Raw genomic sequence first — 14,378 nt, 5'->3', positions numbered from 1 at the left:
GCAACCATGACACTCACCGGACATTCCCTGATCGCCGGACTGCCTGTCGCCGGCGAGGGCAAGACAGCCTTCGGCTTCAACCCCGCCACGAACGAGCAGCTCGAACCCGCCTACACGCTGCTGGCCTTGGATCAGCTGTCGCCGGCGACCGCGGCCGCTGCCGAGGCCTTTGAATCCTTCAGCACCCTGGACCCGGAAACCCACGCCGGATTCCTCGACGCCATTGCGGACAACATCGAGGCGATCGGCGATGAACTCATCACCCGTGCGGGCCTGGAAACCGGGCTGCCCGCCGCGCGGCTGCAGGGCGAGCGGGCACGCACCACCGGCCAGCTCCGGCTCTTCGCGGACGTGGTCCGCCAGGGCGATTTCCGCGGGGTCCGGATCGACCCGGCGTTGCCGGACCGCGCTCCCCTGCCGCGCGCCGACATCCGCCAGCGACAGATCCCCCTCGGCCCCGTCGCAGTCTTCGGTGCCAGCAACTTCCCGCTGGCCTTCTCGACGGCGGGCGGAGACACGGCCTCCGCCCTCGCCGCCGGCTGCCCCGTGGTCTTCAAGGCCCATAACGCCCACCCCGGCACCGGCGAACTCGTGGGTCAGGCCATCGTGAAGGCCGTCAGGGACTTCGGGCTCCACCCGGGCGTTTTCTCGCTCGTCTACGGTCCGGGGAGCAGCATCGGCCAGGCGCTCGTCGCCGATCCGGCAATCAAGGCCGTCGGCTTCACCGGCTCTCAGTCCGCCGGCATCGCACTGATGCGAACCGCCGCCGCCCGGCCCGAACCCATCCCGGTCTATGCGGAGATGTCCTCGCTCAACCCGGTCTTCGTATTCCCCGGCGCCCTCACAGGCGACGTGGACGCGCTCGCCCGGCAGTACGTTGCCGCGGTCACGGGCAGCTCCGGGCAGCTCTGCACCTCTCCGGGCCTGCTCTTTGCCCCGGAAGGCGAGGCCGGCGACAGACTCGCCGCCGCCATCGGCCGGGCAGTTTCCGCCTGCACCGGCCAGACCATGCTGACTGAAGGCATCGCCGGAGCCTGGAACTCGGGCGCTGAAGCCCTGGGCTCCGCCGACAACGTCAGTGTCGTCGGGCAAGGCACTGAAGGTGCCACGGATAGCGCCCCGGCTCCCGCCATCTACGGCACCACCGTCGCCGAGTTCGTCCGCAACCACGTGCTGCACGCGGAGGTCTTCGGCGCCGCCAGCCTGGTGATCCGCTACTCGACCACCGAGGAGCTCATCGACGCCACCAACAGGCTTGAGGGTCAACTCACCGCTTCCCTGCAGCTCACCGAAGAGGACTACCCGGCGGCGGCACGACTGCTTCCGGTACTGGAGCGGAAAGTCGGGCGGATCATCGTCAACGGCTGGCCCACGGGAGTCGAAGTCGGCCACGCCATGGTCCACGGCGGCCCGTTCCCCGCAACATCTGACACCCGGACCACGTCCGTGGGTACGCTGGCCATCAACCGCTTCCTGCGGCCCGTTGCCTACCAGAACCTGCCGCAGGAGCTGCTGCCGCTGCCGCTGCAGGACCGCAATCCCTGGCAGCTGAACCGCCGGATCGACGGCATCGTGGAAATTGGGGCAGTAACACAGAAAGCAGAGGTCAACGCGTGAGCATGCAGCCCACCATTGCCCACGTTGAAGTGGTCCCGGTCGCCGGGCACGACAGCATGCTGATGAACCTCAGCGGCGCGCACGGCCCGTTCTTTACCCGCAACATCGTGATCATCACCGATTCGGACGGCCGCACCGGCCTCGGCGAAGTGCCGGGCGGGGAGAAGATCCGCGCCACCATCGAGGAGGCCGGCGCTTTCCTGGCAGGCCAGCCGGTGGCCCGCTACCGCTCCCTGCTGCGGGACGTCGCGGCGAAATTCGCCGACCGCGACGCCGGCGGCCGCGGCCTGCAGACCTTCGACCTGCGTACCACCGTGCACGCGGTCACGGCGGTCGAATCCGCGCTCCTTGACCTGCACGGGCAGTTCCTCGGGGTTCCCGTCGCGGAATTGCTAGGCGATGGCCAGCAGCGCAGCTCAGTGCCCATGCTCGGCTACCTCTTCTTCATCGGCGACCAAGCCCGGACCGGGCTGCCGTACCTCGTGGAGGAAGCACCGAAGGACCGGTGGGAAAAGCTACGCCGCCAGGAAGCGATGACCCCCGAAGCCGTGGTGGCCTTGGCCGAAGCAGCGCAGGAGCGGTACGGCTTCAGCGACTTCAAGCTCAAGGGCGGCGTCCTCTCCGGCGACGCCGAGGTGGACGTGGTCACCGCCCTGGCCGAGCGCTTCCCCGAGGCGCGGATCACCTTGGACCCCAACGGCGGCTGGCTCCTGGACGACGCCATCCGGCTCGGCAAGCGGATGCAGGGCATCGTGGCCTACGCCGAAGATCCCTGTGGGGCCGAAGGCCGCTTCTCCGGGCGCGAGGTCATGGCGGAATTCCGCCGCGCCACGGGGCTCAGGACGGCCACCAATATGATCGCCACCGACTGGCGCGAGATGTCCCACGCCATCCGCAGCAACGCCGTCGACATTCCGCTGGCGGACCCGCATTTCTGGACCATGCACGGTTCCGTCCGGGTGGCGCAGTTGTGCGACGAGTTCGGCCTCACTTGGGGGTCCCACTCGAACAACCACTTCGACATCTCGCTGGCCATGTTCACGCACACGGGCGCCGCCGCCCCCGGCGAGATCACAGCCCTGGACACGCACTGGATCTGGCAGGACGGCCAGGGACTCACCCGCCGCCCGCTGCAGATCAAGGACGGGGCCATCGAGGTTCCGGACGCTCCCGGGCTGGGGATCGAACTGGACCGCGATGCCCTGGACGCGGCCCACCGGCTGTATCTGGAACACGGGCTCGACGCCCGCGACGACAGCATCGGCATGCAATACTTCATTGACGGCTGGTCCTTCGACCCGAAGCGGCCCTGCCTCGTCCGCTAGTGGATCCCAGACTTCAGCCTGGCAGGCCCTCCTACCGCAACCAGGAGACGGCCGTGCGGAATCCCACCCGGCCAACTGGCGGCAGACTCATGAATTGAAGGGCGAATCTTGGTCGGCGTTGTCTCCGGAATACTCATTGTCTCCGCCGTCATCGCCGTCGGCTATGTCGCCGCCCGGCTTCGGATCCTGGGACCGGAGGTCCAGGGCGCCCTGACCCGCACCGCGTTCTACGTCACCAACCCGGCACTGCTGTTTACGGTCGTGGCGGGGAGTGACATCCGGGCCGCCCTCGGCACGGATACGCCGCTGGCGCTGCTTTCAGCCGCGGCAGTGGGGCTTCTGTACTGCCTGCTCAGCTTCCTGTTCTTCCGCCGGCCCGTCGCCGAGACGGCCGTGGGCGCGATGGCCAGCAGCTACGCCAACGCCAATAACATCGGCATCCCCGTCTCCCTCTACGCCGTCGGGACGGCCCAGCACGTGGCTCCCGTGCTGTTGGTCCAGATCCTCGTGCTGGCCCCGTTCTACCTCACCGTCCTGGGACTCGCGTCAGGGTCCAGGGTTTCCTGGAAGAAGCTGCTGGTCCAGCCGTTCGCCAATCCGATGATCATCGCCTCCGGGCTGGGCGCCGCCGTCGCGCTGACCGGCTGGACAGTCCCGGACCTGCTCCAGAAACCGATCGACATGCTCGCCGGCGGAGCAGTGCCCATGGTCCTGCTGGCCTTCGGACTCTCGCTCGCGGGCAAGGCGCCCCTGCAAAAAGGCGACGGAAGAACCGAAACGTTCGTGGCCACCGTGCTGAAAATTTCCGGAATGCCCCTCGTCGTGTGGGTCCTGGGCCGCTTCGTCTTCGGCCTCGAGGGCCAGCACCTCCTCGCCAGCGTGATCATGGGAGCCCTGCCCACGGCCCAGAACGTGTTCCTCTTCGCCTCCCCTTACGGCCGCGGTGTGACCGTGGCCCGCGACGTGATCCTCTGCACCACTATTCTCAGCGTCGGTGCGCTCCTGGCCGTCGCCTGGCTGCTCTCCTGAGGTTCTTCCGGGATTTACTTGTTATACAAGTTTAAAACTTGTAGCCTAAGTGTGCCGGGCGGTGTTGCCCCGCCGTCACCTTCAGGGAGAACCATGACCAGCGTTGATCTGATCCGCCACGTAAAGCTGTCCACGGCCAGGCTTCCGCTCGCCGTCCCGATCAGCGACGCGAAAGTGTTCACCGGACGCCAGAAGCCCATGACCGAGGTGGTCTTCCTCTTCGCAGAAATCACCACCGAACAGGGCCACAGCGGCATCGGCTTCAGCTACTCCAAGCGTGCCGGCGGCCCGGCCCAGTACGCCCACGCCAAGGAAGTGGCGGAAGGGATCATCGGTGAGGACCCCAACGACATCGGCAGGCTCTATACCAAGCTGCTGTGGGCCGGGGCCTCCGTCGGACGCTCGGGAGTGGCCACCCAGGCCCTCGCCGCGATCGACATCGCACTCTACGACCTCAAGGCCAAGCGCGCAGGCCTCCCCCTTGCCAAGTTCCTGGGCTCCTACCGGGACTCCGTGCAGACCTACAACACGTCCGGCGGCTTCCTGAACGCCTCGCTGGACGAGGTCAAGGCCCGCGCCACTGTCCTCCTGGATGAAGGAATCGGCGGCATCAAGATCAAGGTGGGCCTGCCGGACACGGCCGAGGACCTGCGCCGCGTTGCCGGCATCCGCGAGCATATCGGCTGGGACGTGCCCCTCATGGTCGATGCGAACCAGCAGTGGGACCGCGCCACCGCCCTCCGGATGGGCCGCCGGCTGGAGGAATTCAATCTCATCTGGATCGAGGAGCCGCTCGACGCCTACGACTTCGAGGGCCACGCCCACCTGGCCCAGGTCCTGGACACCCCGATTGCCACCGGTGAGATGCTGGCTTCCGTGGCGGAGCACAAGGGCCTGATCAACGCCAACGGCTGCGACATCATCCAGCCGGACGCGCCCCGCGTCGGCGGCATCACCGCGTTCCTTCGCCTGGCCGCGCTGGCGGATGAACGCGGCCTGGGCCTCGCCCCGCACTTCGCCATGGAGATCCACCTCCACCTAGCCGCCGCCTACCCGCGCGAACCGTGGGTTGAGCACTTCGACTGGCTGGACCCGCTCTTCAACGAACGCCTCGAAACCAAGAACGGCCGCATGCTTGTCCCGGACCGCCCCGGCCTGGGCATCACCCTCAGCGAGCAGGCACGCGCGTGGACGACGGAGTCCGTGGAGTTCGGCCAGTAACCTTGAACCCATGAGCCGGAACCTGACCGCGGACCTCGCCGCCGATCTTCGCATGCGCATCGTCGACGGCGTCATCCAGCCGGGAGCCAAGCTCCCCAGTGAAAACACCCTGATCAGCGAGTTCGGCGTCAGCCGGACCGTGGTCCGGGCGGCGCTCACGCATCTGCAGGCCGAGGGCCTCGTGGAAACCGAACGGGGGCGGGGCAGCTTCGCGCTGACCCCTGCCCCGGACGGCAGCCGGACGATGCCCGGCAGCCGGCCGGTGGCCAACATGGAAGACCGTGTCCAGCTGCTCGAGTTCCGCATCGGGGTGGAGTCCGAGGCCGCGGCCCTGGCCGCCCGGAACCGCTCGGAACGGCAGTTGCATGCGGTCAAGAAAGCGCTCGACGATTTCACGTCCAGCGGGGAACACCCGGCCCACGCCATGAGGGCGGACTTCGAGTTTCACCGGGCCATCGCCGCGGCCTCGGGAAACCCTTTCTTTTCAGACTGCCTGGCGTCGCTGGGCCAGACGATGATCGCGATGCCCCGCACCCGCCTCATGACCGGCGGAGAGCACGAGGCGCGGGAGCATTTCGAGCAGGTCGCCCTCGAGCACGCATCCGTCTACGCCGCCATCGCGGACGGCGACGAGTCGACGTCGTCGGCCGCCATGCGCTGCCACCTCGCAAACTCGCGACGCCGGCTGCGCAGCCCGGCGACATCGCGGTAGTCCTTCCTGCCTTCCCTATCCAAAGGGTTTTCCCATGCAGTCTGTAGACACCGCCGTCACGGACGTGGCTCTTGCTACCATGAAATTCTTCAAGCGAGTGCTGCCCATCATGCTGGTCATGCTCGTGTGCAACCAGCTGAACCGGTCCAATATCGGCTACGCGCAGGAGCATCTGCAGGCGGATGTGGGCATCGGCGCCGCAGCCTATGGATTTGGTGCCGGACTGTTCTTCATCGCCTACGCCATCTTCGAACTTCCCAGCAACGTCATGATGGAGAAATTCGGCGCCAAGATCTGGCTGGCCCGCATCATGGGCAGCTGGGGCATCGTCTCCTTCCTCATGGCGTTCGTGCAGAACGAGACCATGTTCTACGTCCTGCGGTTCCTGCTGGGCGCCGCGGAAGCCGGGTTCTTCCCTGCCGTCATCTTCTACTTCGCCCGCTGGGTGCCCGCCGGCCAGCGGGGCAGGGCCACAGCGATCTTCATCGCCGGCTCTTCGATTGCCGCCGCCCTCTCCGGACCAATCGCCGGAATGCTGCTCAGCCTCCACGATGTGCTGGGCCTCCGCGGCTGGCAGTGGCTCTTCGGCTTTGAAGGACTGCTGTCCGTCGCCGTCGGCATCGCGGTGTTCTTCCTGCTCGATGCCAGGATCCAGGACGCCAAGTGGCTCACCGGCCGGGAGAAGTCCGCACTGGGAGCGGCGATCGAGGCCGAGGACGCCCAGCACACCACGGAAAGCGAGGGAAAGCTCAACCGCTGGACAATGCTCCTGAACCCGCAGATCCTGCTGCTCTGCGGCATCTACTTCTCCGTGCAGCTGTCCATCTACGCCAACACCTTCTGGCTGCCCAGCATCGTCAAGCAGATTCCGGGCACCACCGATCTGAGCGTCGGGTTCCTGTTTGCCGCCAAGTGGCAGGACAAGGCGAAGTCGAAGCGCTGCTGGTAGTGGCGCTGCTGGTCGCCGCCACCGGCACGTTCGCGGCCGCCGTCGCCTCGCCGGTGCTTGCCTCGTCTTCCTGGCCGTCGCGGCCATGGGTTTCAAGAGCGCATCCCCGTTGTTCTGGTCCTTCCCCCAGTCGGGCCTGCACCCCTTGGTCCTCGCCCCGGCCATCGCCATCATCAACTCGCTGGGAAACCTGGGCGGCTTCGTGGCACCGTTCGGATTCGGCCTCATCAAGGAACAAACCGGAAGCGTCACCCCGGGGCTCTTCGCCCTTGCAGCGGCGTCCACCATTGCCGCCAGCCTCGTCTACTTCCTGAAGGAACGCAGAACCGAACGCGAATCCGCGGCTGCCGCCGTCGAGCCCGCCGCGGAACTCCTCGTGTCAAAGTAGCCGCCGGGCTAGCCCCAGAATGCGTCGCCCTGCGCCGTGTCGGCAAAGAACTCGCGGCCCTCGGTGATCTTTCCGTCGCGAACCTGGAAGGCGATGGCGCCGTCCGTGTCCAGGGTCCTGCCGTTAGTCTCACCATCGTTGTGCTGCAGGGCGACGGTGTGGTTTTCGCCGCCGACGATCTCCTGCACGGTCACCTTCAAGGTGCCTTCCGAGCGCGTAGCCAGTTCACCGAAGTACGCCAGGATGGCGTCGCGCCCCTGTTTCCTGCCTGAAAGCACGCCGTTTCCTGCGACATGCCAGACCGCGTCCTCAGCGATTATTTCGCTAAGGGTCGGCATATCACCCGCACTGAACGCCTCATATCCCCTGCGGACCAGTTCAGCATTTTCCACGGTTGCCATTTGGGCCACCTCTCCGTCATCGATGTCGGGTCAGTCTCAAACGAACTAAGGGTATTCCTGGCCAATGTGCTTGTCGATGGGTCGCGGGTACCTGCCCTTTCAACCCGCCGGCTGCGCCGGAACACGCGCCCCGGGTACGTAGCTGCGGGTTGCCTGGCTCGCCGCCAGGTTCCGGCGCAGGTCCGCAAGGGTTCCCGTGACGGTGCCTGCTGCGCGGGCCTGGACCAGGACATTGCCCAGGGCCGTGGCCTCCACCGGGCCGGCCACGATGCGCCTGCCCGTGGCATCCGCCGTGAGCTGGCACAGGAGCCGATTCTGCGAGCCGCCGCCCACAATATGGACAACGTCGATGCTTCGGTCCGCGAGCCGCTCCGCGTCGGCGAGGGTGCGGGCATACCCGGCAGCGAGGCTGTCGAGGATGCACCGGACCACTGCGGCGGGCTGGGCAGGGAGGAGTTCACCTGTGTTGCCCACGGCGGCGCGGATCCGTTCGGGCATGTTCCCGGGTGCCGTGAACGATGGGTCATCGGCGTTGATTCGCGGTCCGCCGCCCGGCAAGGCCTCGGCTGCGTCGAGCAACTCGGCCAAGGAGACCGTCCACCCTTGCTCGGCCCAGGCGCGCTGACATTCGCTGAGCAGCCACAGCCCGCCCGCATTGCGAAGGTAGCGGATGGTCGAGTCCACGCCGCGTTCGTTGGTGAAGTTGGCCTGCCGGCTGGCTTCGGTGAGAACGGGATGGTTCAGTTCGACGCCGACGAGGGACCAGGTGCCCGAGGAGATGTAGGCGAAGTTTTCCTGGTCCGCCGGGACGGCGACGACGGCCGAGGCGGTGTCATGCGAGCCGACGGCGACCACCTTCGTAGCCTCCGGCAGCCCGGTCCGATCCGCAACGGCCGGGAGCAGAGTGCCCACGGTCTCACCCGGCTGCACCAGCGGCGGAAACAACGTGTCGGGCAGGCCCAGGACCGCCAGGAACTCGGTTGCCCACTCCCCCGCCACAGCGTCGAACAGCCCCGTGGTGGAGGCATTGGTGGCCTCCGTGCGGCGATGTCCGGTCAGGAAGAACGCGATCAGATCGGGAATCAGGAGTGCCTGGAGGCCGTCCAGGTCCCGTTCGCTGGCGAGCTGGTAGATCGTGTTGAACTGCAGGAACTGCAGCCCGGAGGTGGCGTAGAGCCTGGCGGGATCCAGCAGCGCGTGAACCCGGGAAACCGCGGCCCGGCTGCGGTCATCCCGGTAACTGTAAGGCTGTCCCGCCAGCTCCCCGGCGGCGTCGACGAGCCCGTAGTCCACGGCCCAGGTGTCAATCCCGATGCTCTCGATCCGCTCGCCCCGACTCGCGGCAGCCGCCGCGGCGGCCGCGAGTCCGGTGAGCACTTCGGCGAAGAGGGCGTCGAAGTCCCAGCGCAGGCCGCCGTCGGACTCCACCACACCGTTCGGAAAGCGGTGCATGACCTCCAGCGCCACACCACCGGCGACGCCGCCCTCACCGCGGCGGGTCATCCTGCCGAGGACGACCCGGCCGGAGGACGCGCCAATATCAACCGCGGCGAAGACACTGGCGGCGGCCGTATCCCCGGCAGGCGCCGATGCTGCTTCCCCGGTCATCGCAGGAATGCCGCCGCGACGCCGGCGTCCACGGGGATGTGCAGGCCGGTGGTGTGGGAGAGCTCGGCGCTGGTGAGCACGGCTGCGGCGTTTGCCACGTTCTCCGGCAGGACCTCGCGCTTGAGGAGGGTGCGCTGGGCGTAGTACTTGCCCAGCTCCTGCTCGTCGACGCCGTACACGGCGGCGCGCTTGGCGCCCCAGCCGCCGGCGAAGATGCCGGAGCCGCGGACCACGCCGTCGGGGTTGATGCCGTTGACCCGGATGCCGTACTCGCCGAGTTCGGCCGCGAGGAGCCGGACCTGGTGGGCCTGGTCGGCCTTGGTGGCGGAGTAGGCGATGTTGTTCGGTCCGGCGAAGACGGAGTTTTTGGAGGAGATGTACACGATGTCCCCGCCCATCTCCTGTTCGATCATGACCTTCGCGGCGGCCTTGGAGACCAGGAAGGAGCCCTTGGCCATGACGTTGTGCTGCAGGTCCCAGTCCTTCTCGGTGGTTTCCAGGAGCGGTTTGGAGATGGAAAGTCCGGCGTTGTTGACCACCAGGTCCAGGCCGCCGAAAGCCAGCACTGCTTCCTGGATGGCGGCCTGCACCTGGGCCTCGTCGGTGACGTCGGCCTGGACGCCGAGGGCGACATCGTTACCGCCGAGTTCAGTGGCGACGGCCTGGGCGTTCCCGAGGTTCAGGTCTGCGATGACAACGCAGGCGCCTTCGGCGGCGAGCCGGGTGGCAATGGCCTTGCCGATCCCGGAGGCGGCACCGGTCACCAGGGCGATCCTGGTGGCGTGCGACTTGGGCTTGGGCAGCCGGGCCAGCTTGGCTTCCTCGAGCGCCCAGTATTCGATCCGGAATTTCTCGGATTCCTCGATCGGCGCGTAGCTGGAGATGGCCTCGGCGCCGCGCATGACGTTGATGGCGTTGAGGTAGAACTCCCCGGCTACGCGGGCGGTCTGCTTGGTGGCGCCGTAGGAGAACATGCCCACCCCCGGGACGAGGATGATGGCCGGGTCCGCGCCGCGCAGGGCCGGGCTGTCCGCGTCCGCGTGGCGGTCGTAGTAGGCCTGGTAATCCTCCCGGTACGCGGCGTGGAGTTCCTTCAGCCGGGTGATAGAGTCCTCGACGGACGCGTCCGCGGGCAGGTCCAGGACCAAAGGCTTGACCTTGGTGCGCAGGAAATGGTCCGGACAGGACGTGCCCAGCGCACCGAGCCGCGGGTGCTCGGCACCTTCGAGGAAGTCCAGGACGACGGCATCATCGCTAAAGTGCCCGACGACCGGCTTGTCCGAGGACGCCAGACCGCGGATCACCGGGGCGAGGGCCGCGGCCTTCGCCAGCCGCTCTGCCTCCGGAATTGCGGCGTAGCCCGGGAGCTTCGGGCCGAAAGGCTCCGGACGGCCGTTTTCGGCGATGTACTTCTCGGCTTCCTCGATGATCCAGAGCGAGTTGGCCTCGGCTTCTTCACTGGTGTCACCCCAGGCGGTGATGCCGTGCCCGCCCAGGATAGTGCCGATGGCGTGCGGGTTGGCGTCCTTGATCGCGGCGATGTCCAGGCCCAGCTGGAAGCCGGGGCGCCGCCACGGGACCCAGACCACCTTGCCGCCGAAAATCTTCCTCGTCAGTTCCTCACCGTCGGCGGCGGTGGCGATCGCGATGCCGGAATCGGGGTGCAGGTGGTCGACGTGTGCTGCATCGACCAGACCGTGCAAGGCGGTGTCGATCGAGGGTGAGGCGCCGCCCTTCCCGTGCAGGCAGTAATCGAAGGCGGCCACCATCTCGTCTTCACGCTCGACGCCCGGGTAGACGTTTTTCAGCGCGTTCAGCCGGTCCAGCCGGAGGACCGCGAGCCCGGATTCGGTCAGCGTGCCGAGATCCCCCCCGGAGCCTTTGACCCACAGGAGCTGGACGTCCTCGCCCGTGACGGGATCTTGTTCGGTGCCTTTGGCGGAGGTGTTTCCGCCGGCGTAGTTGGTGTTCCGCTTGTCCGCGCCGAGGCGGTTGGAGCGGGCTACGAGCTGTTCAACTGTTGGGTTTGTCATGGTCTTAGGCTCCCCATCCGGCCTGGTGGCCGCCTTGGCGGTCGGCATTGATTTTCTCCTGGTATCCGCTGGCCGCGAAGGCGGCCATGGGATCCGCGGGCAGTCCGCGGGATTCCCGCCATTCCGCCAGGCCGGGGCGGACATCGGAATAGAACGCGTCCATCAGCACCGCGTTCGCTGCCAAAACGTCGCCGGCGTTCTGCGCGGCGTCCAAAGCCGCGGTATCCACGAGGAGCGCCCGTGCCGTCATTTCCTGGACGTTGAGCACCGAGCGGATCTGGCCCGGGATCTTCCCCTCAATGTTGTGGCACTGGTCCAGCATGAACGCCACCCCGGCGGCCGGCTCCAGGCCGCCTCCCCGAACCACTTCGGTCATGATCCGGAACAACTGGAACGGGTCCGCGGCGCCGACAATCAGGTCATCGTCCGCGTAGAACCGGGAGTTGAAGTCGAACGAGCCGAGCTTCCCGAGGCGCAGGAGCTGCGCAACGATGAACTCGATGTTGGTGCCGGGCGCGTGGTGTCCGGTGTCCAGGCAGACCTTGGCCTTCTCGCCCAGGGCCGCACAGTGCACGTAGGAGGTGCCCCAGTCCGGGACGTCTGTGTGGTAAAAAGCCGGTTCGAAGAACTTGTATTCGAGCACCAGGCGCTGGTCGTCGCCGAGCCGGTCGTAGACCTTGCGCAGAGACTCCGCCAGCCAGTCCTGGCGGGCACGCATGTTGCCCTGGCCCGGGTAGTTGGTGCCGTCAGCCAGCCAGATCTTCAGGTCCTGTGAGCCGGTCATGTTCATGACTTCAAGGCACTCATACATGTGGTCCACGGCCTTTTGGCGGACGGCGGGGTCGCTGTGCGTGAGGCTGCCGAACTTGTAGTCATCGTCCTGGAAGGTATTGCTGTTGATGGTTCCGAGTTTCACGCCCAGCCCGGCCGCATAGTCCGCCAGTGCCTGGTAGTCATCGGCTTTGTCCCACGGGATGTGCAGGGCCACGGAAGGGGCCAGACCGGTCAGTTCGTTGACCTTGGCGGCGTCGGCGAGTTTTTCCTCGATGGTACGCGGGGTGCCCGGCGTGGCGAACACCTTGAAGCGGGTGCCGGAATTGCCGAACGCCCAGGAAGGCAGTTCGATGCTCTGATGTTCGAGCGTGGTTAAAACGTCGGTCGGGATGGACACGTCAGTCTCCTTTGGAGTTGGTCTGGGTGAGGACGGCCGCGGCGGCGGCCAGCTGGTCCTCGAGGTTGAAAACTTCAGTCAGTTGGAGGAAGCCCGTATCCGGGGCACCGTCGAGGTCTTCGAAGAAGCCGGACATTTCGTTCTGCCAGCGGGCGTTGACGTCCGTGGCTGCCATCCGCGCCTGGGCTTCCGGCAGGTTGTCGGTTTCGAAGTAGCCGATCAGCAGGCCGTCAGCGCGGAGGAAGAGTGAGTAGTTGGACCAGCCGGAGGACTTCAACGCCTGAAGCATCTCCGGCCAGACGGCGGCGTGCCGGCGGGTGTATTCCGGGATGAGGCCGGGTTTCACCTGGAGCTGGAAGCAGACGCGCCGGGTGCTCATGACAGCACCACATGCCGGTGTTCGATGCCCAGCAGGGATGCTGCCGCTTTGATGTCAGCGGCGCGGTGGCCGATGCACAGGGCCCAGTGGTGGCCGATGCCCGTCTGGCTCCATTTGTCCACCCAGACGCCCGGGTCTCCGCCGAAGTCCACGCGGGAAGTGGTGTTGCCGATCGCCAGGAGCGGTCCGGGCACCACAGCGCCCTCGGAAGTGACGAAGACGTAGCTGCCGTCCGGGTCCTGGCCGAGGCCGAACGTGGTGACCGGCCCCTGCCGGACATCGAACTCCACCGAGACGCCCCAGCCGCGTTTGCCGTGGAAGACTCCGAGCCCGCGCAGCAGGGGTTCCTGCGCCGAGACGGCCAGGTGCGCCGGACCGTCGTGGCCCATTTCGACGACGTTGTCGAAGAAGTTCAGGGCCTGGATCTCGGTGAACGACCCGCCGGCGCCGATGGCCTGCGAGGCCAGCATGGCGATGGAGGTCCGCAGTTCGAATTCCCCGGCCATCGGGATCCCCCGGGCCGTGAGGATGGAGGAGCCCAGGATCATCCCGGCTCCGAGCCGTTCGTGCTGTTCACCGGCGAGTCCTCGGTGGTAGTACGCCACGGAATCGAGATCGAAGTCCTCCACCAGGCGGTCCAGCCCGACGGAGACCTTTGCGCCCCACGCGAAGTCGTCGTCGTTCACGGAGTCGTCCAGCACAAACAGTTCGCGGGCCAGGTCAAGCCGTTCGGCCACCTCGGACCCGGTCACTGCGTTCACGCGTTCGCGCAGGTCATCGAATTCCAGCACCTCAACATGGGAGCCGAACGTGGTCGAGACCGTGGTCAGGTCAGTGGCGACATCCAGCATGCCGGGATAGAGGTGGCCCATGAGCCCGTGGCGGGCGTTGCGCAGCCGGGCCCGGACGCCGGCGGCGTGGACCCACTGGGTGATCCGTTCCCACGCGGATTCCTGCTTAAGGTGTCCGGACACGGAGCGGAAGTCGATTCCGGCGCGGCGGAAGACGTTGGCGACCTCCGGTACGGGGCATTGGCCGCAGTAAGCCAGCCACTTGCCGGTGTCGAAGTTGGTGTGGTCCATCGCCTCGGTCGGCTGCAGGTCGATCACCAGGACCGGGGTCTTGGCGCGCTGGGCGATGGGCAGCACCATGGACGATGTCAGGTACGTCGTCAGGAAGATGACGATCAGGTCGCAGTCGGCCACGCGCAGTTTTTCGCCTGCCGCGGCCGCTTCCTCGGCGTCGGAGATAAAGCCGGTGTCGATGACGTCGGCGTCGAGCCCCTGGAACCGGCCGGTGACGTACCGGACGGAGTCCTGCAGCTGCGGCAGCAGTTCAGGGAACTGCGGCCAGTAGGCGCCCAGGCCGCCGGAGACCAGTCCGATGCGGGTAGGGCGGCGCCGGTGCGGCTGCAGCAGCCGGGCGGCCGATTGTTTCGCGTTCATGTGAGGGGGCCTTCCGGCATGAAAAAGGGAACTCTGGTCTCTGAAGCGGGGAGTGAAGGAGTGGAGGTGCCGGGCGGACTTTCAGCGGCCCGCCCGGCTG

Annotated in this window: 13 protein-coding genes; 7 read left to right on the top strand and 6 right to left on the bottom strand. The window is 67.0% G+C overall.

The features are described from left to right. The first annotated feature begins 6 nt into the window (after positions 1-6). From ACQCSU_RS00525 to ACQCSU_RS00495, 7 genes are all read left to right on the top strand, one after another. Positions 7-1,617: an aldehyde dehydrogenase (NADP(+)) gene (locus ACQCSU_RS00525; RefSeq protein ID WP_426977621.1), complete on the top strand. Its 1,611-nt coding sequence runs from the start codon at positions 7-9 to the stop codon at positions 1,615-1,617. Continuing rightward, positions 1,614-2,942, top strand: a complete 1,329-nt coding sequence (locus ACQCSU_RS00520; RefSeq protein WP_426977620.1) for an enolase C-terminal domain-like protein — start codon at positions 1,614-1,616, stop codon at positions 2,940-2,942. The genes ACQCSU_RS00525 and ACQCSU_RS00520 overlap by 4 nt, the downstream gene beginning before the upstream one ends. A gap of 108 nt (positions 2,943-3,050) precedes the next feature. Beyond that, positions 3,051-3,971 carry an AEC family transporter gene (locus ACQCSU_RS00515; protein ID WP_426977618.1) on the top strand — a complete coding sequence of 307 codons (921 nt, stop codon included), beginning with the start codon at positions 3,051-3,053 and terminating at the stop codon, positions 3,969-3,971. 93 nt (positions 3,972-4,064) lie between these two features. Continuing rightward, entirely contained in the window at positions 4,065-5,192 is a 1,128-nt protein-coding gene (locus ACQCSU_RS00510) for an L-talarate/galactarate dehydratase (protein ID WP_426977616.1), read from the top strand. Positions 5,193-5,202: 10 nt separating this feature from the next. After that, positions 5,203-5,904: a FadR/GntR family transcriptional regulator gene (locus tag ACQCSU_RS00505; protein WP_426977614.1), complete on the top strand. Its 702-nt coding sequence runs from the start codon at positions 5,203-5,205 to the stop codon at positions 5,902-5,904. Positions 5,905-5,938: 34 nt separating this feature from the next. After that, positions 5,939-6,853 carry an MFS transporter gene (locus ACQCSU_RS00500; protein ID WP_426977613.1) on the top strand — a complete coding sequence of 305 codons (915 nt, stop codon included), beginning with the start codon at positions 5,939-5,941 and terminating at the stop codon, positions 6,851-6,853. Positions 6,854-6,938: 85 nt separating this feature from the next. Next, complete coding sequence (locus ACQCSU_RS00495; protein WP_426977611.1) at positions 6,939-7,241, top strand: hypothetical protein; 303 nt, start codon at positions 6,939-6,941, stop codon at positions 7,239-7,241. An 8-nt stretch (positions 7,242-7,249) separates the two neighbouring features. Here the strand turns inward: ACQCSU_RS00495 and ACQCSU_RS00490 are convergent, their stop codons facing one another. From ACQCSU_RS00490 to ACQCSU_RS00465, 6 genes are all read right to left on the bottom strand, one after another. Continuing rightward, positions 7,250-7,642 carry a nuclear transport factor 2 family protein gene (locus ACQCSU_RS00490; RefSeq protein WP_426977610.1) on the bottom strand — a complete coding sequence of 131 codons (393 nt, stop codon included), beginning with the start codon at positions 7,640-7,642 and terminating at the stop codon, positions 7,250-7,252. Between the two features lie 99 nt (positions 7,643-7,741). After that, positions 7,742-9,250 carry a rhamnulokinase gene (locus tag ACQCSU_RS00485; RefSeq protein WP_426977609.1) on the bottom strand — a complete coding sequence of 503 codons (1,509 nt, stop codon included), beginning with the start codon at positions 9,248-9,250 and terminating at the stop codon, positions 7,742-7,744. Beyond that, positions 9,247-11,283 (bottom strand): bifunctional aldolase/short-chain dehydrogenase, encoded by a 2,037-nt coding sequence (locus ACQCSU_RS00480; protein WP_426977607.1) that lies wholly within the window; start codon positions 11,281-11,283, stop codon positions 9,247-9,249. The genes ACQCSU_RS00485 and ACQCSU_RS00480 overlap by 4 nt, the downstream gene beginning before the upstream one ends. A gap of 4 nt (positions 11,284-11,287) precedes the next feature. Beyond that, positions 11,288-12,454: an L-rhamnose isomerase gene (rhaI, locus tag ACQCSU_RS00475; protein WP_426977605.1), complete on the bottom strand. Its 1,167-nt coding sequence runs from the start codon at positions 12,452-12,454 to the stop codon at positions 11,288-11,290. Between the two features lies 1 nt (position 12,455). Further along, the gene (locus tag ACQCSU_RS00470; RefSeq protein WP_426977604.1) at positions 12,456-12,833 is read right to left on the bottom strand and encodes an L-rhamnose mutarotase; all 378 of its coding nucleotides are present in this window, start codon (positions 12,831-12,833) and stop codon (positions 12,456-12,458) included. Beyond that, on the bottom strand, positions 12,830-14,278 hold the full coding sequence (locus ACQCSU_RS00465) for an arabinose isomerase (protein WP_426977602.1): 1,449 nt from the start codon (positions 14,276-14,278) through the stop codon (positions 12,830-12,832). Before ACQCSU_RS00465 ends, ACQCSU_RS00470 begins: the two co-directional genes overlap by 4 nt. Positions 14,279-14,378 lie beyond the last annotated feature (100 nt).

Origin of the sequence: Pseudarthrobacter sp. O4, assembly GCF_050157025.1 — a bacterium.
Classification (GTDB): Bacteria; Actinomycetota; Actinomycetes; order Actinomycetales; family Micrococcaceae; genus Arthrobacter.
This window is presented reverse-complemented; position numbering and strand designations above follow the sequence as displayed.

What these genes read in the sequence shown, in the direction of transcription:
- ACQCSU_RS00525 (WP_426977621.1), top strand. Translation starts at nt 7, where the DNA reads ATGACACTCACCGGACATTCCCTGATCGCCGGACTGCCTGTCGCCGGC.
- ACQCSU_RS00510 (WP_426977616.1), top strand. Translation starts at nt 4,065, where the DNA reads ATGACCAGCGTTGATCTGATCCGCCACGTAAAGCTGTCCACGGCCAGG.
- ACQCSU_RS00505 (WP_426977614.1), top strand. Translation starts at nt 5,203, where the DNA reads ATGAGCCGGAACCTGACCGCGGACCTCGCCGCCGATCTTCGCATGCGC.
- ACQCSU_RS00500 (WP_426977613.1), top strand. Translation starts at nt 5,939, where the DNA reads ATGCAGTCTGTAGACACCGCCGTCACGGACGTGGCTCTTGCTACCATG.
- ACQCSU_RS00495 (WP_426977611.1), top strand. Translation starts at nt 6,939, where the DNA reads ATGGGTTTCAAGAGCGCATCCCCGTTGTTCTGGTCCTTCCCCCAGTCG.
- ACQCSU_RS00490 (WP_426977610.1), bottom strand. Translation starts at nt 7,642, where the DNA reads ATGGCAACCGTGGAAAATGCTGAACTGGTCCGCAGGGGATATGAGGCG.
- ACQCSU_RS00485 (WP_426977609.1), bottom strand. Translation starts at nt 9,250, where the DNA reads ATGACCGGGGAAGCAGCATCGGCGCCTGCCGGGGATACGGCCGCCGCC.
- ACQCSU_RS00480 (WP_426977607.1), bottom strand. Translation starts at nt 11,283, where the DNA reads ATGACAAACCCAACAGTTGAACAGCTCGTAGCCCGCTCCAACCGCCTC.
- ACQCSU_RS00470 (WP_426977604.1), bottom strand. Translation starts at nt 12,833, where the DNA reads ATGAGCACCCGGCGCGTCTGCTTCCAGCTCCAGGTGAAACCCGGCCTC.
- ACQCSU_RS00465 (WP_426977602.1), bottom strand. Translation starts at nt 14,278, where the DNA reads ATGAACGCGAAACAATCGGCCGCCCGGCTGCTGCAGCCGCACCGGCGC.